This is a genomic window from Albibacillus kandeliae (assembly GCF_003116585.1).
Taxonomy (GTDB): domain Bacteria; phylum Pseudomonadota; class Alphaproteobacteria; order Rhodobacterales; family Rhodobacteraceae; genus Albibacillus; species Albibacillus kandeliae.
In genome coordinates this window covers 171,684-190,854 of the sequence record NZ_QEHM01000004.1, presented here as the reverse complement: position 1 = coordinate 190,854, position 19,171 = coordinate 171,684, and the positions used below count along the sequence as shown (strand labels likewise).

At 67.8% G+C, this 19,171-nt stretch carries 18 protein-coding genes and 1 tRNA gene; 15 read left to right on the top strand and 4 right to left on the bottom strand.

Annotated features, from left to right (window positions below; translation table 11 throughout):
- Window positions 1–76: 76 nt before the first annotated feature.
- Entirely contained in the window at window positions 77–4,165 is a 4,089-nt protein-coding gene (locus tag DDT93_RS11595; RefSeq protein ID WP_109466007.1) for an AMP-binding protein, read from the top strand.
- The gene (locus DDT93_RS11590; RefSeq protein WP_109466006.1) at window positions 4,162–5,226 is read left to right on the top strand and encodes a ketopantoate reductase family protein; all 1,065 of its coding nucleotides are present in this window, start codon (window positions 4,162–4,164) and stop codon (window positions 5,224–5,226) included. Before DDT93_RS11595 ends, DDT93_RS11590 begins: the two co-directional genes overlap by 4 nt.
- 39 nt (window positions 5,227–5,265) lie before the next feature.
- Here the strand turns inward: DDT93_RS11590 and DDT93_RS11585 are convergent.
- Window positions 5,266–5,355: transfer RNA gene (locus DDT93_RS11585), tRNA-Ser, on the bottom strand.
- A gap of 235 nt (window positions 5,356–5,590) precedes the next feature.
- Window positions 5,591–6,268, bottom strand: coding sequence for a TetR/AcrR family transcriptional regulator (locus tag DDT93_RS11580; protein ID WP_109466005.1), 678 nt, complete (start codon window positions 6,266–6,268; stop codon window positions 5,591–5,593).
- 64 nt (window positions 6,269–6,332) lie between these two features.
- Between DDT93_RS11580 and DDT93_RS11575 the strand changes: the two genes are divergently transcribed.
- The 6 genes from DDT93_RS11575 (at window position 6,333) to DDT93_RS11550 (ending at window position 11,421) form a co-directional block, all read left to right on the top strand.
- Window positions 6,333–7,652 carry a flavin-containing monooxygenase gene (locus DDT93_RS11575; RefSeq protein ID WP_109466004.1) on the top strand — a complete coding sequence of 440 codons (1,320 nt, stop codon included), beginning with the start codon at window positions 6,333–6,335 and terminating at the stop codon, window positions 7,650–7,652.
- Complete coding sequence (locus tag DDT93_RS11570; RefSeq protein ID WP_109466003.1) at window positions 7,649–8,551, top strand: bile acid:sodium symporter family protein; 903 nt, start codon at window positions 7,649–7,651, stop codon at window positions 8,549–8,551. Before DDT93_RS11575 ends, DDT93_RS11570 begins: the two co-directional genes overlap by 4 nt.
- Complete coding sequence (locus DDT93_RS11565) at window positions 8,548–9,480, top strand: SDR family oxidoreductase (protein ID WP_109466002.1); 933 nt, start codon at window positions 8,548–8,550, stop codon at window positions 9,478–9,480. The genes DDT93_RS11570 and DDT93_RS11565 overlap by 4 nt, the downstream gene beginning before the upstream one ends.
- Window positions 9,477–10,241, top strand: a complete 765-nt coding sequence (locus DDT93_RS11560) for an SDR family NAD(P)-dependent oxidoreductase (protein WP_109466001.1) — start codon at window positions 9,477–9,479, stop codon at window positions 10,239–10,241. Before DDT93_RS11565 ends, DDT93_RS11560 begins: the two co-directional genes overlap by 4 nt.
- Window positions 10,242–10,489: 248 nt before the next feature.
- The gene (locus tag DDT93_RS11555) at window positions 10,490–10,843 is read left to right on the top strand and encodes a DOPA 4,5-dioxygenase family protein (protein ID WP_109466000.1); all 354 of its coding nucleotides are present in this window, start codon (window positions 10,490–10,492) and stop codon (window positions 10,841–10,843) included.
- Window positions 10,840–11,421, top strand: a complete 582-nt coding sequence (locus tag DDT93_RS11550) for a VOC family protein (protein ID WP_109465999.1) — start codon at window positions 10,840–10,842, stop codon at window positions 11,419–11,421. Before DDT93_RS11555 ends, DDT93_RS11550 begins: the two co-directional genes overlap by 4 nt.
- A gap of 27 nt (window positions 11,422–11,448) precedes the next feature.
- Here the strand turns inward: DDT93_RS11550 and DDT93_RS11545 are convergent, their stop codons facing one another.
- Both DDT93_RS11545 and DDT93_RS26500 read right to left on the bottom strand, forming a co-directional pair.
- A complete protein-coding gene (locus DDT93_RS11545) occupies window positions 11,449–12,258 on the bottom strand; it encodes a division plane positioning ATPase MipZ (RefSeq protein ID WP_109465998.1) in 810 nt (269 codons plus the stop codon).
- Window positions 12,259–12,359: 101 nt separating this feature from the next.
- Window positions 12,360–13,967 (bottom strand): tetratricopeptide repeat-containing sulfotransferase family protein, encoded by a 1,608-nt coding sequence (locus tag DDT93_RS26500; RefSeq protein ID WP_157960153.1) that lies wholly within the window; start codon window positions 13,965–13,967, stop codon window positions 12,360–12,362.
- Window positions 13,968–14,092: 125 nt separating this feature from the next.
- Here DDT93_RS26500 and trmD point away from each other — a divergent pair, with 125 nt between their 5' ends.
- From trmD to DDT93_RS11500, 7 genes are all read left to right on the top strand, one after another.
- Complete coding sequence (gene trmD / locus DDT93_RS11530) at window positions 14,093–14,926, top strand: tRNA (guanosine(37)-N1)-methyltransferase TrmD (RefSeq protein ID WP_109465997.1); 834 nt, start codon at window positions 14,093–14,095, stop codon at window positions 14,924–14,926.
- Between the two features lie 87 nt (window positions 14,927–15,013).
- Complete coding sequence (locus DDT93_RS11525) at window positions 15,014–16,465, top strand: M20 family peptidase (protein ID WP_109465996.1); 1,452 nt, start codon at window positions 15,014–15,016, stop codon at window positions 16,463–16,465.
- A gap of 93 nt (window positions 16,466–16,558) precedes the next feature.
- The gene (locus DDT93_RS11520; RefSeq protein ID WP_109465995.1) at window positions 16,559–17,086 is read left to right on the top strand and encodes a flavodoxin domain-containing protein; all 528 of its coding nucleotides are present in this window, start codon (window positions 16,559–16,561) and stop codon (window positions 17,084–17,086) included.
- 121 nt (window positions 17,087–17,207) lie between these two features.
- Complete coding sequence (locus tag DDT93_RS11515) at window positions 17,208–17,396, top strand: hypothetical protein (RefSeq protein WP_109465994.1); 189 nt, start codon at window positions 17,208–17,210, stop codon at window positions 17,394–17,396.
- A 355-nt stretch (window positions 17,397–17,751) separates the two neighbouring features.
- A complete protein-coding gene (gene rplS / locus DDT93_RS11510) occupies window positions 17,752–18,135 on the top strand; it encodes a 50S ribosomal protein L19 (protein WP_109465993.1) in 384 nt (127 codons plus the stop codon).
- Between the two features lie 12 nt (window positions 18,136–18,147).
- Window positions 18,148–18,369, top strand: coding sequence for a 50S ribosomal protein L31 (gene rpmE / locus DDT93_RS11505; protein ID WP_109465992.1), 222 nt, complete (start codon window positions 18,148–18,150; stop codon window positions 18,367–18,369).
- Between the two features lie 201 nt (window positions 18,370–18,570).
- A complete protein-coding gene (locus DDT93_RS11500; RefSeq protein ID WP_109465991.1) occupies window positions 18,571–18,867 on the top strand; it encodes an antibiotic biosynthesis monooxygenase family protein in 297 nt (98 codons plus the stop codon).
- Window positions 18,868–19,171: the final 304 nt, after the last annotated feature.

The following is a 19,171-nucleotide window of genomic DNA, read 5'->3' as shown; positions in this document are numbered from 1 at the left end:
CCGTGCCCGGAATTTCAAGGGGTGCGGGAAGATCCGAATTTCGAGTTTCAGTTCGTAAAAGTGATTTGTAGTCAACATGTTGCAGGTTAACCCAGCAGAATTCAGAAGGCCGGCAAGCGGCAATCAGGCGCGGTATGTCAAGGCCGAGCTGGCCGGGGCAGGCACCTACATGATCCCGATGGGGCACCTCGTTCAGGGGCCTCTGGACCGGGCGCGGCTGCGGTTTGCAGCAGATTCGCTGGTGCGCCGCCACGATGCTTTGCGGACACGATTCGAGATCAATGATGGTCAGGTGGCCGCATTGATCACGCCGGAGGCGGAGTTCTGCTTTGACCTTCTGGAGCTCTCCGACCGGGATTTCGAGCACTTCCGCGCCCAGGCGGTGCCGTTGCTGTTCGACCGCGTCGATCCCCGCGTTCCCGGCTCGCTGGTGCGCTTCGTGGTTGCGGATTACGGGGATTGCTGGCGCTTCACCATCGCCGCGCATCACGCGATTACCGATGGCTTCTCGCGTGGCGTCATGAACCGGGAACTGCTCAAGCTCTACGCGGGCGAGGAGCTGACGGCGCCTGGGTCCTACTACGAACATTCGACGACGACCGGCCCTGCGCAGGACCTCGCGGAGGAGATCGGCGCCCTGATCGGTGGCCTGCCGAACCCGGTGCGGCTGGTGGGGGATGGTCTTGGCACCGGTTCGGACGACGACACCGGCCAGATCGCGGTGCGGTCCTTCGACGGGCTCAGCCGGTCGTTGCGGATGCTTGGCAAATCCTCGGGCGTGACCAAGTTCGGGCTGCTGGCGGCGGCCTATGCGCTCGGGCTCAGGGGCTTTTCGGGCGAGTCCGGGGTGTCGAGCTTCTTCCAGACCGAGGGGCGCAAGGGGCTTGGCGCGTCGAATTCGGTCGTGGGGCCGTTTTCCAATACCCTGCCGCTGGACCTGAGCGTGGATCTCGACAGCGACTTCGTGACCTTCGCGCGGGAGATCTCGGAGCGGACGAAGGCGACGGTTGCGCTGGAGAGCGGGCCGGTTCTCGAGGGCACGCTGGCGGCGGGCAAGGCGCCCAGCGTCTCGCTCAACATGTTTCCGCCGGCCAGCCGTATCCGGGCCGGGGACCTTGAGATCGGGCCGCGCGAGTTCCTCGACAGGCGGACCGAGTTCGACCTGAACCTTGTCTGGTCCGAGGATGGCGACGTGATGACGGCGCGGGCGTTCTTTGATCGTGCGCAGCTGACCGCGCGCCGGGCGGAGTTGTTCGTGGAGTTCCAGGGGCGGCTGCTGGCGGCCGCGATCGAGACGCCGGGGATCGGCTGCCGCGCGTTGCTCGCAGCGGCGCGGCGTGGGCACGAGGCGATGTTGCCGCAGACCACGCTGGAGCCGGAACCGACGGAACGGCTGCACGAGGCCTTCTTTGCCACGGCGGCGCGCAGTCCCGAGGCAACGGCGGTGATCACCAGCAGGGGCGAGATCAGCTATGGCGCGCTGGCCGAGCGGGCCCGGTCGGTAACCGCCGCGCTCCAGTCGGCCGGGGCGGGCGAGGGCGACCGGGTCGTGCTCTACGCGCAGCGCGATCCTGCGCTTGTCGCAGCGATGCTGGGGGTATCGGCCTCGGGGGCGTCCTTTGCCCTTGTCGACGCGACCTATCCGCAGGAGCGGGTGCGCTACATGATCGAACGGCTGGGCGCCCGCTACTTGGTCGAGGCGGGGGCCGCGCTGCCGCCGGAACTTACCGAAGGACTGTGCGTGGTCTCGCCGGATGATGGGAGGGCGGCGGAGGCCGTGGTCGTGAACGGTGCCCCGCGCGCCGAGGCCTATCACATGTTCACCTCGGGCACGACGGGCCATCCGAAGCTGCTGACCCACCCTGAAACCACCCTTGCGCGGTTCAACAGCTGGCAGGCCGCCACGCTGGACCTGCCCGGTCGCATCACCACCCTGATGATGGCGGGGCTCGCCCACGATCCGACGCTGCGCGACGTGTTCATGCCGCTCTCGCACGGGGGCGCGGTGGCCGTGCCGATGCCCTGCGAGATGGCGCAGCCGAAGGACCTGCGCGCGCTGCTGGCGCGGGCGGGGTGCAACGTGGTGCGGTTCAGTTCCTCCACCGCGCGGCTCCTGTCGGCCGGGATCGAGGAGGCGGGCGAGGTTCGGTCGCTGAAGGCGATCTTCTGGGGCGGCGAGCGCCTGTCACACGCCGATGCCGAGCGCTGGCGGGCGCTGGTTCCGCAGGCGCGGCAGTTCAATGTCTTTGGCACCACCGAGACGCCGCAGGCCTTCCTCGTGCACGAGATCGATGGCTCGGAGGAGGGGCGGGACATTCCGATCGGGCGGCCGCTGCCCTGGACCGGTGTCAGGCTGATTGACGACGACGGTGCCCCGGTCTCGATGGGAGAGGTCGGCGAGATCGTCGCCGAACTGGCCGATCCGGTGATCGGAGTCAGCCAGAGGATCGAGCTGCCCGGGATGCATGCGCCCTGTCACCACTTCACCGGCGATCAGGGCTACCAGACGCCAGATGGCGCCATCTGCTTTGCCGGTCGCCGGGACTGGCAGGTCAAGATCAACGGGTTCCGGGTGGAACTGGGCGAGATCGAGGCGGCGGCGGAGGCCCTGAACGGGGTCGAGCGCGCCTGTGCCATCCTGTCCGATGACCGGCTGCTGTTGTTTGTCCTAGCCCCCACGGATGATGTGGAGGACCGGCGTGTGCGCGGGGCGCTGTCGCGCAGCCTGCCGTCCTACATGATCCCGGCGCAGATCGTGGTCCTCGGGACATTTCCCGCCACGGCCAACGGCAAGGTCGACCGCGACGGGCTGGTTGCCCTTGCATTGCAGGCCGAGGCAGCGCGCGAGGAGCGGGGCGCGGCGACGCCTCCCGCCGGGGCGGATGAGCAGGCGGTCGCAAAGGTCTACGCCCGCCGGACCGCGCGGCGGCAGGTTCATCGTGACGACTCGCTCTTCGACCTCGGTGCCGACAGCCTCTCGACCATCGAGATCCGGCTCGAGCTCGAGGCCCTCGGCTTTGACCTGCCCGAGATGTGGGAATGGCTGCCGGTCTCGGAACTGGCGCAGCATGGCCCGGCCAACGCCCCGCCTGCGGAGGCGAAGGGCTGGCTGGACCGCTTCCGCCGCCTCGACACCTTCATCGTTCTGCGCAGCCTCGCCATCATTGTCGTCGTGCTGCACCACGAGGGGCTCAAGCTCGGGGTCGGGGCGTCGCTTGTCCTGATCGCGCTGGCCGGGTTCTCCTTTGGCCGCATGCACCTGCCCGCGATCATGACCGATGGCCGGACCGGTCGCATCTGGGCGCTCATCGCCAAGCTGCTGGTGCCGCTGGTCCCGGTGTCGCTGGTGCTCTACGTGGCGCACCTCTACCTCGGCGACAATCCGGCTCTTTCCACCATCCTGCCCTACGAGAACCTCTGGCGCCTGGCCGACTTCCTGTTCCCCGACCCGGGGACCGAGTACCTGCACGTCGGCTGGCTGTGGTTCCTGCATGTCTACCTGCAGATCTTTGTTCTGCTCGGGGTGCTGCTGGGGGTGCCGCGCATCCTGGCCGCGCTGAAGCGGGACCCCTGGCGTGGGACGCTGGTGTTCTTTGGCATCGCCGAGGGCGTCGGGATCCTGCTGACAGGGCTGATGCTGGGGCCGCTGCAGGTCGGAAACCTCTGGGAGGTGGCCGTGCTGCTGATGCGCTCGCCGACAACGATCCTGCCCTTCTTCACGCTGGGCGCACTGCTGGCGGTGGCCGATACGGACCGGCGCAGGAACGTGGCACTGGCGCTGGCCGTCGCGCATTTCGCCCTGGCACAGCTGATCTACACCACCAACGGTGAGGTCGCGTGGATGGTCGCACTGGCGCTTTGCGTCTTCGTGCCCTACGTCCGGCTGCCGCGGCTGCTGTCGACCGTGCTGATGGCGATCTCGGGCTATGCGCTGATGATCTACCTCGGCCACCGCGTCATCGCCTTTGTCATTGACGGGGTTGCGCCGGGGTTGGTGCCGCTGCCCCTCCTCGTCGCGCTGCAACTGGCGGGCGGTGTCCTGCTGGGCATGGCCCTGCGGCCGGTCACCGACTGGCTGGGCATCAACAGGCTTGCCAGCAAGCGCATAACCTTTGGCGCGCGCAACCGCCCGCAGGGCTCGAACCGGGAAGAAACGACCTCATGACATCGCTGAACATTCTTGTGCTGGGCGCGGCTTACGGCCTGTTGCCCGCGGTCCGCATCTGCCTTGCGGGGCATCGCGTGACCCTCGTCTGCCGTGATCAGGAGCAGGCCCAGATCTCGGATCATGGCGCCTCGGTCACCCTGCTGCGGCGGGGCGGTCAGATCGAAAAGCGCCTGCACGTGCCCGCACGGCGCGGACTGGCCGCCGAGGGCGTGCTGGGGCTGACCGGGACGGAGGTGTCGCCGAAGGGCTTCGACCTCGTGCTGCTGGCCATGGGCGAGCCGCAGTATGCCGCCCCCGAGGTCACCGCGCTGGTGCAGCGGATCGGCGAGGCCGGTCTGCCGGTGATCTCGCTGATGAACGCCCCGCCGCCGCCCTTCCTGCGTCGCCTCTCGACCTTCGACGTGGCGGAACTGGAGCCGGCCTATCGCAGCTGGGAGGCATGGCAGGCGATCGACCCGGAGCGCATCACCGCCGCCAGCCCCGATGCCCAGGCGGTCCGGCTGGACCCCGGGCGCCCGAACGACCTGACCGTGACGCTGACCTCGAACTTCAAGGTCGCGCCCTTTGCCCGACCCGCGCACCAGGAGATGCTGGAAACGCTGGCGCGCGATGTCTCGGCCTATCGCGTCGAGGGCGCGCCGCTGCCGGTGCGCATCCTGTCCCACCGCGCGGTGCACGTGCCGCTGGCGAAATGGCCGATGCTGATCGCGGGCAACTGCCGCTGCCTGCGCCCGGACGGCACCATTGTGACGATCCGCGAGGCGGTGCACACGGACCTTGAGGAAAGCCGGGCGCTCTACGACTGGACGCTGGACGTGGTCCTCGGCGCCGGTGCCGAGCGCGACGACCTCGTCCCCTTCGAGCCCTACGCCAAGGCGGCGCTGGCCCTCACCCGGCCCTCGTCCTTCGCCAAGGCCATCGGCGCCGGGGCCCCGGCCGTGGAACGAGTCGACAAGATGGTGCAACGCACCGCACAGGCCCTCGGCCTTGATGCGACCCCGGGTCTCGATGCCCTCGTCGGACAGGTCGACGCTGTCCTTGCCACGCGCAACGGGTAGGGGGCGGGCGCCAGAGCGGCGCGGCTCATATTGGGTGGATGGCGGAGACGAAGGGATTCGAACCCTCGATACCGTTTCCGGTATACTCCCTTAGCAGGGGAGCGCCTTCGACCACTCGGCCACGTCTCCGTCGACCCGTGTAGCGGCGATGCGGGGGGGAGACAAGGCGAAATTGTCCGGGGTCGGGGATGCGCGGCGAATTTGTCGTGGGGGTGGGAAATTGGTGCGCCGGGCCGGGGGCTTGCGGGGGAGCGGAGCTTTTGCGGGGGCGCGGTGGTGGGGCTGGTTCTGGTGGTTGAGTGGTTCGCGCGCCTTGTCGCGGGATGGGGCTTCGACGGTTCCCTTGTGGGTGTGGCTCCCGGAGTCAGGAGCCTGCGGGTGGCATTGCTGCCGAGAGGTGCGCGTTGATGCCGGCGGCGCAGAAGGCGATCAGGGCCTCGGCGGTTCCCGTGGCGCCGGTGTCGCCGGCGAGGGCGCCGATGCGCCAGTGCGAGGTCTGGTAGGCCAGCATGGCGGAGACCGAGTAGACGAAGGCTTCGGACACGTCGGCAGTACGCACGCCGGGATAGAGGCGCGCGATCCCGGCAATGAAGCGGCGGGCGGTCGGGTCGAAGTAGGTCTCGGAGAGGTGGTGCCACGTGGGGTCGGCCGAGACCTGCGCCACCAGCCTTGCGTAGGCGCGCCACTTGGCGTCGGCCCCGGCCCGGTCGAGGTAGGGGCGGAAGAAGGCGCCGAGCAGGCGGTCGAGCGTGATCCCGTCCTCGCGCTCGAGGGTGTCGAGCGCGTCAAGGCGCGCGGTCGAAAGCTCCTCGGCGCGGCGGCCGACCACCGTCTGGAACAGTGCTTCCTTGCTACCCATGTGGTGGTTCACCAGACCCAGCGGCACCCCGGCCAGCTCGGCGATCCGGCGGATCGTCGCGCCGTCGAATCCATCCCGCGCAAAGACCTGTTCGGCGGCGTCCAGGATGCGGGCGCGGTTCTCCAGCGCCCGTTGCGACGGGGCTCTTTGTCTTTGTTTCGGCGTGGTTTTCCCGGCTCCCATGAAAACAGCTTGCCTTATATTGAACAAATGTTCAAGCTAAGAGGCGGAGAATGGGAGGAACAGGATGACGCAGCCTGAGGGCAAGTTTGCCCTGATCGGCGCCGGCCCGATGGGGCTCGCCGCCGCCAAGGTACTGAAACAGCAGGGAATCGATTTCCAGGGGTTCGAGCTGCACTCGGATGTGGGCGGCCTCTGGGATATCGATGCGCCACGCTCGACGATGTACGAGTCGGCGCACCTGATTTCGTCCAAGACGATGACGGAGTTCACCGACTTCCCGATGGCGCCCGAGGTGGCGGAGTATCCCTCGCACCGCGAGATGGCGCGGTATTTCCGGGCCTTCGCCGATCACTTCGGTCTGCGCGACCACTACCGCTTCGGGGCGGAGGTGCTGCGGGTCGAGCCGCTGGGCGGCAGTGGTGAAGGCTGGCGGCTGCGCTGGCGCGACGCTGGGGGGGAGCACGAGGAGATCTTTGCCGGGGTGATGATTGCCAACGGCACGCTCTCGGAGCCGAACCTGCCCGCGTTCCCGGGCACGTTCGACGGCGAGCTGATCCACTCGGCCGCGTACCGGTCGGCCGAGCAGTTCCGCGACAAGCGGGTGCTGGTGATCGGTGCGGGCAACTCCGGCTGTGACATCGCGGTGGACGCGATCCACCACGGCAAGAGCTGCGATATCTCGATGCGGCGCGGCTATTACTTCGTGCCGAAGTACGTGTTCGGGCGGCCCGCCGATACGCTGGGCGGAGCGATCAAGCTGCCCATGTGGCTCAAGCGCAAGGTCGACGGGATGATCCTGAAATGGTTCGTCGGCAACCCGCAGAAGTACGGGTTTCCCGCGCCGGATTACCGGCTGTACGAGAGCCACCCCATCGTCAACTCGCTGATCCTGTTCCATGCGGGACATGGCGACCTGAAGGTGCGCGCGGATATCGAGCGGTTCGATGGCAACACCGTGTACTTCAAGGATGGCAGCGCGTCGGATTACGACATGATCCTCGCGGCCACCGGGTATCGGCTGCACTATCCCTTCATCGACACGGCAGAGCTGAACTGGCAGGGCGATGCCCCGCATCTCTATCTCAACTGCATGCACCCCGACCGCGACGACCTCTTTGTCCTCGGCATGGTCGAGGCGAGCGGGCTGGGCTGGCAGGGGCGGCACGAACAGGCCGAGATGGTGGCGCGCTATCTGAACGGGCTGCGCGCCGGGGAGGCCGGGGCGCTGAAGCTGCAGGCCGAAAAGGCCGCCGGGTTCGACCGGGCCACGGGGGGGATGCAGTACCTCAAGCTGCCCCGCATGGCCTATTACGTCGACAAGGCGACTTATCGCAGCGCGGTGACAGGCTGGATCCGGGCGCTGGGCGGAAAGGCCGCGGCATGACCCCCATCGACGACGTCGTCCTGAACTTCGACGAGGGGTCGCTGACCCTGCTGAACGCAATCCTCGCCATCGTGATGTTCTCGGTGGCCATCGACCTGACCCCGCGCGATTTCCGCGCGCTGGCAAAGACGCCGCGCCCGCTGGTGGTGGGGTTCCTGTCGCAGTTCCTCGTGCTGCCGGTGCTGACCTTTCTGCTGGTGCTGGCGCTGCAGCCCGCGCCCTCCATCGCGCTGGGCCTGATCCTCGTGGCGGCCTGCCCGGGTGGCAATATCTCGAACTTCTTCACCAACCGGGCGGGGGGCAATGCCGCGCTCTCGGTGTCGATGACGGCGCTGGCGACGGTGATGGCGATCCTGCTCACGCCGCTCAACATCGCGCTCTGGGGCGGGCTTTATGCGCCGACCCGTGCGATCCTGCAGGAAACCGCGATCGACCCCGTTTCGGTCGCGATCACGGTGGGGCTGATGCTGGTGCTGCCGCTGATCCTTGGCGTGACGCTGAACACGCGGCGTCCGGACATCACGGCGCGGCTGAGGAAGCCGCTGCAGTGGCTGTCGATGGCGATCTTCATCCTGTTCGTCGCCCTCGCGCTGGCGGGGAACTGGCAGTACTTCCTCGACTACGGCGTCGGCATCTCGTGGTACGTGATCCTGCACAACTCGCTGGCGCTGGCCGGAGGGTTCCTGTTTGCGACGCTCGCGGGGCTCTCGCCTTATAACCGGCGCGCGGTGACCATCGAGACCGGCATCCAGAATTCCGGTCTCGGGCTGGTGCTGATCTTTGCCTTCTTCCACGGGTTGGGCGGCATGGCGATCATCGCCGCCTTCTGGGGCATCTGGCACGTGATCTCGGGCTTTGCCGTATCCGGCCTGATGTCCCGGAGTGAGGCGGCGCGATGACACGGATCCTCGTGACCGGTGCGGCCGGGATGATCGGCCGCGCCCTGCTGTCAGACCTTGAGGGGCATGAGATCATCGCCACCGACCTCAAGGCGCCGGCCGACCTGCCTGCGGGCGTCCGCTTTGAGCCGCTGGATGTGACGGGCGAGGACCCGGACCGGGTGATCGGCGAAACCCGCCCGGAGGTCGTCGTGCATCTGGCCTCCATCGTGACGCCGGGGCCGGGGATGGGGCGCGCGTTTGCGCACCGCGTCGACGTGGAGGGCACGCGCCGGGTGATCGACGCCGCACTGGCGCACGGGGTGCGGCGGCTGGTCGTGACCTCGTCGGGCGCCGCCTATGGTTATCATGCCGACAACCCGGTGCCGCTGAGCGAGGGCGATGCGCTGCGGGGCAACCCGGAGTTCGCCTATGCCGACCACAAGCGGCAGGTGGAGGAGATGCTGGCCGAGGCCCGGGCCGCGCATCCGGAGCTGGAGCAGGTTGTGCTGCGCGTCGGCACCGTGCTGGGTGCGGGGACCGACAACCAGATCACGGCCCTGTTCCGCAAGCCTCGGCTGCTGGCGATCCGGGGCAGCGACAGCCCCTTCGTCTTCATCTGGACCCGCGATCTCGCCCGCATCCTGGCGCGCGCGGCGACCGACGGGCCCGCGGGTATCTACAACGTGGCAGGTGACGGCGCCCTGGGGGTGGATCAGCTGGCCGCGCGGCTTGGCAAGTCGGTCATGCGCCTTCCGGCCTGGGGCCTGAAGGCGGCGCTTGCCGTCGCGCATCCCCTGCGCCTGAGCCGCTATGGACCCGAGCAGGTGCGGTTTCTTCAATACCGCCCAGTGCTGGACAACGCGGCGCTGAAGCGGGACTTCGGCTACACACCCGAGAAGACGAGCGTCGAGGTCTTCGATCTCTGGTGCAGGGAGGCGGGGCTGTGAAGACGGCAGTGATTTCCGGCGGCGCCGGGGGACTCGGGCAGGCTCTGTCCGCCGCGCTGCAGGCGGCGGGCTGGCACGTGGTGCTGATTGACCTGAACATCGAGGGGCTGGCCCAGACCGTGGCGCAGACGCCCATCGGCTGCGATCTGACCGATGCGGACCAGCTGGACGCCGCCTGCGCGCGGATCGCGCAGGCGCATCCCCGCATCGACCTGGTGATCTACAACGCCGGGATCACCCAGATCGGGGCCATCGACACGCTGAGCGATGCGGCGCATCGCAAGGTCTTTGAGATCAACTACTTTGCCGCGGTGAACATGGCCCGGGCGCTGTTGGGGCCGGTCCGCGCGGCGGCGGGTACTCACCTCGCGATTTCCTCGGTGGCGGGGTTCACGCCGCTCTACCACCGCACCGCCTATGCCGCGTCCAAGCACGCGCTGGAGGGGTTTTTCAAGTCGCTCCGCTCGGAGGAACGCGGCCACGGGGTTCGGGTCCTGATCGCCGCGCCGTCGTTCGTTGCCACCAACATCGGGCGGTCCGAGCGGCAGGAGGACGGCACCGCCCGCCCGGGTTCGGCCGCGGACGGGATGGACTACATGACGCCCGATGCCGCTGCCGCCGAGATCCTGAAGGGCCTGCGGCGGGGCAGACCGATGATCCCGGTGGGGCGTGTCGCGCGGCTGGCCTGGTGGATCAACCGCGCCTCGCCGCGTCTGTTCCAGCGTTTGATGGAGCGCAGCGTCGAGGGGCACGGGGGCTGACCCCGATCGACGCGCGTGCGGGTCGGGTGGCTCATTCGAGTATTTGAAGAGAAAAGATGGGCGGGGGGCGCGGTCTTGAGGCCGCGTTTCCTGCCCCGGTCCCGCTCGCCGAACTGGACCTGCGGGCGCTTCCCTGTCAGCATTCCCGCGATCCCGTTCTGAACAGGCGCACAGACCCTGTTCCGCGATGCCGGTTTATGGAGGCGCCGGCAGTTGCGATCTAGGCGGGGACAGAAGAGGAGTTCATCATGGATCCCCGTATCGAAGGGTTTCACGCCCACGTCTATTACGACGCCGAGACCATCGGCACCGCCCGCCGGGTCTGCGAGGCCGCGCGCGACCAGCTGCCGGTGGTGATGGGGCGCATGCACGAAAAGCCGGTGGGGCCGCACCCGATGTGGAGCTGCCAGCTGGCCTTTGCGCCCGAGGCCTTTGCCGATGTGGTGACATGGCTTGCCCTGCACCGGGAGGGGCTGACGGTGTTTGCCCATCTCGAGACCGGCGACGAGCTGGCGGACCACCGCGATCACGGCATCTGGATGGGCAGCATGCCCGCGCTGGACCTGAGCCTGTTCGAGAAGGCGGAGGGAGAAACGGCATGAGAAAGCTTCAGGCCCAGGGGGTTCACCACATCACGCTGACCGGCGCCGACCGGCAGACCTCGATCGATTTCTGGGAGGGGGTGCTGGGCATGCCCTTCGTCTTCGATCAGCCCAACCTCGACAACGCGGACGAGGGGCATCTCTATTTCGATCCGGGCGACGGGCGGCTGATCACGGTCTTTACCAACGAGACGCGCAAGCCCGATCCGCGGCGCACTCCGACCGAGCCGGGCTGTGTGCATCACCTGGCCTTCAACGTATCCAAGGCGACCTTTTCGCAGGCGGTGACCCGGCTGGACGAGCGCGGCATCACCCATTCTGGGCCGAAGGACCGGGGTTTCATGGATTCGATCTACTTCAAGGACCCGATGGGACTGCTGATCGAACTGGCCTGCTATCGCTTCGAGCCGCCGGAGGGGTTTCGCCATGCCGACGTGATGATCGAGGCGCACCGTATCCGGGTGGATCGGGGCGATCGGAACATCGAGGAGGTGCACCTTGCCGACGCCATCGAACTGCTGGTGCAGCGCGGGCAGCAGACCCTGTCGGCGGATCGCGGGGCGAAGAACCCGTACTGAGGCTGGCCCGTCAGGGCCGGCCTGCCGTCAGAAGTTCACCTCGACGCCGGGCAGCTTCAGCTCCTTCATCATGTCGCGCAGTTCCTGACGCGCGGCGACGTTGGAGATGTTCAGCTGCTTGACCCCGATATCCTTGAGGTCGAGCAGCGTGAGGCCGCGCGGGAACAACTCGCGGAAAATCACCCGCTCGCTGAAGCCGGGCACGATGCGGAAGCCGACGCGCTTGGCGAGCATTTTCACCGCGCGTTCCATCTTTTCCTTGTTCACCATGCGCTGGGTGCCGACCCGGTTGCGCATCACCGCCCAGTCGATGGGCTTGAGCCCCGCCTGCGCGCGCAGTTGCCGCGCGCTCCAGACCATTTCGGAGTAGACCGAGGGGCCGGTGATCTTTTCGCCCTTGGCATCGGTATGGGCCAGCAGGTCGAAGTCGATGAAGCTGTCGTTCAGAGGGGTGATCAGCGTGTCGGCCAGCGAATGGGCCACCTGGCTCAACCGGGTGTGCGAGCCGGGGCAGTCGATCAGGATGAAATCGCTGTCGGGCTCGAGCGCGGCGACGGCGGCCGACAGGCGGTGGTCGTAGATGTTTTCGCCCGGGCGCAGCTCGGACGGGTCGATCTCGGGCAGGTCGTGATACTCGGCCGAGGGCAGGCTGAGCCCGCTGGTGCGCAGGAACTCCTTGCGGTTCTCGGCATAGCGGCCAAGGGTCCGCTGGCGCAGGTCGAGGTCGAGTGCGCTGACCTTGTGGCCGAGCCGCGCGAGGGCCGTGGCCACGTGCATCGACACCGTCGATTTCCCGGCTCCGCCCTTTTCGTTTCCGACCACGATGATATGCGCCATGCCCGTTTCCCCGACTTGTGCCGTCCCTGCACGGCCTGCCTGTTCCGGCCACTATATGTTGTGGAGGGGTCAATGGGAAGCAGAACAGGGCCATTTCGAGTCTAACTTGGTGAAATTTGCACCAGCCCGGCTGCGGTGAGGGCGGTGGCGAGCGGGCGGAGCTGCGGGGCATAGGCGTGCCATGCCGTGTCGTGCCCGGGGCGGATCGGCTGGCGGACCTGCGCGGCACTGGCGGTCAGCACAGCGCCCGTCGCGTGATGCGGGGTGAGGCAGTCCTCGGACCAGTCCAGGCCCAGATCGCCGATCAGCCGGCGGATCGCCTGTTCTGGCTCGGAGGTCAGGGTGGCGTAGTCGAGACTGAGGAGCCGTGGTTCGAACCGGGTGGACCATGCCGCCGTCATCTCCTGCGCGAGGCGCATGAAGGCGGCGATGTCCACGACGTCATGGGCGAACCCGTTGCCGCGCCCGCCGAACATGTGGCGGTAGAGCGACCAGCCGACGGCCATCGGGTTGCGGTGGAGGTGAACGGCGCGCGCCTCTGGCAGGGCGGCGAGCACAAGGCCGAGCCAGCGGAAGTTCAGCGGCATCTTGTCCACCACGATGGGCTGCCCTTCGGCCCGCTGGTGCAGCCCGGCACGGACCTCCTCGCGGAAGGTCCGGAAGACATCGGGTGCGACGTGACCCTCGCCGCGCGCCTGTGTCTCGCGCAGCAGGCGGGCGGCGGCGGTGGTGACAATGGAGAGTTCGCCGCAGGGGCGCACGCCGGGCGACCCGGCGAGGATACGTTCCACGAGGGTCGTGCCGGAGCGGGGCAGCCCGGTGACGAAGATCACCCTTGGCCCGGGGGGAGGTTCGTCGGGCAGCGGGGGCAGGTCGGCGCAGAGCTTCATCACCGCGCCGCTGACCGCGATGTCGCGGGTGATATCGTAGCCGAGCCATGCCTTGCGCAGCCGGTTCGCGGTGACGAGGTGGCCAAAGGCCTCGTCCCGTTCGCCGAGGTCGTCGAGAGCGCGGAACAGGGCGAAGTGGAGCGGCGCCTGCGCAGGGTCCGCGCCAGCGCGGCGCGCCTGAGCGCGGAGGTCGGCGAGGTGGGGCTCTCCCGGGTGGTAGGTGATGGCGCGCGAGAGGTTGTGGTGCAGGTCGGCAGAGGCGGGGGCAAGGACGAGGGCCTGCCGGAAGTACGCGGCGGCGGCGGGCCGGTCGTCCTGCGCGAGGGCGAGGATGCCGAGGTGGTTGAGGGGGCCAGCATCGGCGGACCCGTGACCCAGAGCGGCGCGGTGGCAGTTGGCAGCTTCCGTGACGCGCCCGAGGTCGCGCAGGCAGCGGCCCCGGAGATCGAGGGCGGCGGGCAGGGCCGGGCAGGCATCGAGAAGGCGGTCGACCGCGTTCAGCGCATCATCGGGGCGGCCGAGGCCGAGGCGGCATTCGGCCAGCGCCAGCCCGGCCTCGGCGTCTTCCGGTTGCCGGGCGAGCTCGGCCCAGAGCGGTTCTGCGGCCCCGAAGGCGCCGGACACCAGCAGCCGACGCGCCTCTGCCCGCTTGTCCGCGGGGTTGCCGGCGACCGTTCGCAGCCCCTCTCGCGCGGCGCGGTTGCCGGGGAAGCGCGTCAGGACCTCGCGGAACAGCCGTTCCGCCCCGGCACTGTCACCGGATCTGAGGGCGCGACGTGCTGCGCGCAGCGCGGTCCCGATGGATTGCGGGCTGGGCATGGCGTCTCCGACCGTGGTTCCTGGCCCCGGACCCTGCGGCAAAACCCCGAATATTCCGTCAACACGGCGCATCGGCCCGCACCAGTGCTCTGGCGGGGGGCGGCATGGCGCGCTAGGACGGGAGGATGAGCGACGATCCGATTCAGAACCCGACATCCCCGGCAAGGTCCCATGGGCGCAAGACGCTACGGCCCGTGCTGAAGCCGCGCGAGCTGATGACCCCGGCGCCTGACTTGAGCGGCGTGTGGAAGGCCAAGGTGCTGACCCTGTTCCCGAACGCCTTTCCCGGCGTGCTGGGAGAGAGTCTGACGGGGCGGGCCCTGACCGAGGGGCTGTGGCAGCTGGAGGCCATCGACCTGCGCGACTACGGGATCGGCAAGCATCGCAATGTCGACGATACGCCCGCCGGGGGCGGCGCGGGCATGGTGCTGCGCGCCGACGTGCTGGGCACGGCGATCGAGGATTGCATGGCGGGCGTCCGGGGCAACTGGCCGCTGATCTATCTGAGCCCGCGCGGGCGGCGGATGGATCAGGCGTTGATGCGGCGGCTGGCGCGTGCCGATGGCGTGACCCTGCTGTGCGGCCGCTTCGAAGGCGTCGACGAGCGGGTGCTGGAGCATTACGGCATCGAGGAGGTCAGCCTTGGCGATTTCGTCATGACGGGCGGCGAGATCGCGGCGCAGGCGCTGATCGACGCGACGGTGCGGCTGATGCCGAACGTGCTGGGCAACGCGGCCTCGACCGAGGAAGAGAGCTTTTCGCAGGGGCTGCTGGAACATCCGCAGTATACTAGGCCCGCCGAATGGCAGGGCCGCCCGATCCCCGATGTGCTGATGTCGGGCCATCACGGCGAGATCGCGCGGTGGCGCAGGCGCAAGTCGGAAGAGATCACCGAGGCGCGGCGCCCGGACCTGTGGCAGGCGCATCTCGATCGCGAGGCGGGTGGCGGCGACGACTGAACTCAGGTTGCCGCTGACGTCAGGTTAGTCATGACAGGCTGCCCGGGGACCGGCATGATCCGGCCGCATGACCCGGGGAGGCGACCTATGCGCATCGTGAAATATGTCCTGGCCGTGATCGGCCTGCTTGTGGTGGCGCTGGCTGCCGTGCTTGTCGTGAACACGCTACGCTACCGGCCCGCGCCGGTGACCGGGGTGGAGCCCTACAGCCTTGGGGTGGATGCCGAGGCAGCAGCGGGAACGCTGGCGCGCGCGGTGCAGTTCCGGACCGTGTCGGACGATCTGAGCCGCCCCGACTTTCCGGCCTTCCTCGCCTTTCTCGACGAGACCTTTCCGGGGGTGACGGCGGCGACCGAGAAGGTCGTGCTCGAGGCCAACACGCCGCTCTACAAGTGGCAGGGCAGCGATGACAGCCTGCCGCCGGTCCTGCTGGCGGCGCATTACGACGTGGTGCCGATCCCGCCGGGCTCCCTGGAGCGGTGGGATTACGATCCTTTCGCCGGTGAGATCGCCGACGGTTACGTCTGGGGACGCGGCACGCTGGACAACAAGGGCGCGCTGATCGCGCTGCTGACTGCCGCCGAGACGCTTGTCGGTCAGGGCTTTGCGCCCAAGCGAACGATCTATTTCAGCTTCGGCGGTGACGAGGAGATTGGCGGCGCGGGCGCCAAGGCGGTGGCCGCGTACCTGAACGGGCAGGGCGTCAAGCTGGCCTGGGCGCTGGACGAGGGCTCTTTCGTGCTCGACGGGATCATCCCCGGGCTGGACCAGCCGGTCGCCTCGATCAACCTGTCGGAAAAGGGCTACATGACCGCCCGGCTGGTGGCGACGGGGGCAGGGGGCCATTCCTCGATGCCGCCGCGCGTGACGGCGGTGGGGGAGCTGGCGGGCGCGCTGGACCGTTTGCAGAAGGCGCCGGTGCCGGGCGGGCTGACCGATGTTTCGGCCACCTTCTTCGACACGCTCGGCCGGTATTTCCCGTTCGGTCAACGCATCGTCTTTGCCAACACCTGGCTGTTCAAACCGGTACTGGAGGGCATCCTCTCCGGCTCGGCCTCGACCGACGCCATGCTGCGCACCACCACGGCGCCGACGATGCTGGAAGGCTCCAGCACCGAGAACGTGCTGCCGACGCGCGCGACGGCGGTGATCAACTTCCGCCTGCATCCGCGCGACAGCATCGACGACGTTGTGGCCCATGTGCATGAGGCGGTCGCCGACGAGGGGATCGCGGTGGAGGTCGACCGCGAGACCGCCGCGGAGGCCTCGCCGGTGTCGAGCGCGACATCGCAGGGGTACAAGGATATCGAGGGTTCGATCCTTGCCGCCTTCGGTCCGCTGGCGACCGTGCCGGGGCTGACCATCGCCGCGACCGACGCGCGCCACTATGCGATGGCCGCCGAGGACACCTACCGCATCAATCCCTTCAAGATCACCGGGGACGACCTCGAGCGGTTCCACGGCATCAACGAGCGGCTCTCGATCGAGAACCTCGGGCTTGGCATCGACTTCTACGGCGCGCTGCTGAGCAAGCAGTAGGCGCGCCGCGCGCCGACTTGATCGCCGTCAAGGCAGCGCCTCCCGTGATGTGATCTCTTCAGAGGAAGAGTTGCGTCACGGGGAGACGGTGCCATGAAGCTGCTGGTTGGCTACGCCACGACAGAGGGGCAGGCGCGCAAGATCGCGCGGCATGTCGCGGATCGGCTTTCGGATCTTGGACACATGGTCGAGCTCTTGCCCCTAGCGGAAGCCGAGGGGTTGGACCTCGCGCGGTTCGACCGGGCGATCCTCGTGGCCTCGGTCCACGTCGGGCACTACCAGACGGCGCTGGCGGCCTTCGTCGTCGCGCAGCGGGAGGCGCTGGCCGCCATGCCGACGCTGTTCCTGTCCGTCTCGCTTGCGGCTGCGGGGCATGACGCGGCGGACTGGCTGGGGCTGGACGAGGTGCTGGCCGATTTCACCGAGGCGACGGGCTGGACCCCCGGACATGTCGAGCAGGTGGCGGGCGCCTATGCGCCGGAGCGCTACGACATCCTGCGCCGCTTCGTCATGCGGCGCATCGTGGCCCGCAAGGACCCCGGCGCCGACCTTGACCACGGCAGGGAATACACCGACTGGCCCGCGCTTGACGGAGCGGTGGACGGGTGGCTCGAAGCCTAGGGCGTTTAGCGCGGCACGAGGGCCCGTGGTGCATGTAAGTATCACGTCAACGTGACAGAAACTGCGACCTTGTGTCGCCACGATTCCGTGCTACGCTCTTTCCTTAGGGAGGAACGTTAACATGCTTGTATTCGCGATCGGACTGTCCATAGGGCTTTTCATCATGACCCCGCTCATCGCCATGGTGCTCGTCGCCGGTGCGGTGTCGCGGCAGACCAGGGAAGGCGAGGCCGAGGCGCCGCGTTCGCGCCAGGATGTCCGCGCCGGCCTGCGGGTCTACGAGGGCGGTCTGCGCAAGGTCACCGGCTGACCGACACGGACTGACCCCGCCCAAGTGGCGGGGAGTCGCGGCGGAGGAGGTCGCGACAACAGGCTCCCGGGCGTCACGTCCGGGAGCGATCTGTACTTGATCCACCAGAGATATTGCCGTAAGCAGCGCCGATCCGGATTGGCTTTGGCGAATCCGGTGGTTCGCCATTGCATCCAATGCTGCCCGGCCTTCTTCCGCCACCGGCAGCGCGAGACGCGGACACCCGAAGGAACCGACGACCTGATCTCTGGCGGGCGCGCGCCCTTGGCGCAGCGGACCCGGACGAAGACCAAGAGCTCTCTGGCCGCGTAACCTCTGTGGGCAAAACCACGGGCATGATCTAGGAGACGATGCGATGGATCTGATCGCACAACTCGAGGCGGAGCAAATTGCCGCCCTGGGGAAAACCATCCCCGATTTCAAAGCCGGCGACACCATTCGCGTCGGCTACAAGGTGACCGAAGGCACGCGGACCCGCGTGCAGAACTACGAAGGCGTCTGCATCAGCCGCAAGAACGGCAAGGGCATTGCCGGTTCGTTCACCGTTCGCAAGATTTCCTTCGGTGAAGGCGTGGAACGTATCTTCCCGCTCTACTCGACCAACATCGACAGCATCGAAGTCGTGCGCCGCGGTAAAGTCCGTCGCGCCAAGCTGTATTACCTGCGTGCGCGTCGCGGCAAGTCGGCCCGTATTGCCGAGGTGACCAACTACAAGCCCGCTGCGGGCGCAGAAGCGTAAGGAACCGGAGCGATGAGAAAAGACATCCACCCCGATTACCACCTGATCAACGTCAAGATGACCGACGGTACCGTGATCCAGATGAAATCGACCTGGGGCAAGGAAGGCGACCAGATGTCGCTCGACATCGACCCCACCGTGCACCCCGCATGGACCGGCGGCAGCTCGCGCCTGCTGGACACCGGCGGCCGCGTGTCGAAGTTCAAGAAGAAATACGAGGGACTCGGGTTCTGATCGCAGACCCCGGATCAATAAACGAAGCGCCGCTCCCTCGGGGGCGGCGTTTTTCGTTCTGCCTGCCGGATGGCGCGGCGGCGGGGCGGACGGGACTTGAGTATTTGGAAAGAGAAGAAGGCGGGCCCCGGTCACCAGCGCCGGTTCGTGCTATGCTGGGGGGCGAGACGACTTGGTCTCAAGGCATGGGAGGACAACGAGATGATCATGCGGATTTTTCAGGTCGTGGTGCGCCCGGGCAAGGAGGAGGAATTCGGGCGCTTCTTTCACCAGACGGCGATCCCGCTGATGAAGCGGACGCGCGGCCTTGCGCAGGTGCTGCCCGGGGCGGCGCGCCCCGAAAGCCCGAGGGAGTTCAGCTTTGTCATGGTGTGGGAGGACCTGCACGCGCTCAAGGCCTTCGTCGGCGAGGACATCGCGAGCCCGCATATCGACGCGGCGGAGGCGGAGCTGGTCGAGTCGCGCACCATCCGGCACTACGATCTGGTCGGGGCGTGAGGGACCTGAGTATTTGGGGAGAAAAGATGCAGGGCGGGACCGCCCTGTCGCGGAACGCATTGCGCCTGACAGGACGGCCGTCGAATACAGGAGAGACACCTGTCGATGGGTGACCCCTGGAGCGATATTGCCTGCGACTGGGACGGCAGGCCGGAGGTCGGCGACAAGACCTTTGGACTGGCGACGGAGTTGGTGACCGCACTGCGTGCGAAAGGGTGCCTGCCGAAAGCGGCTGGGGTCGGCTACTGGCCGACCATCCGTTTGGTCTGGGACGGGGGGGACCTGCGAGATCGAGGTTTTCGAT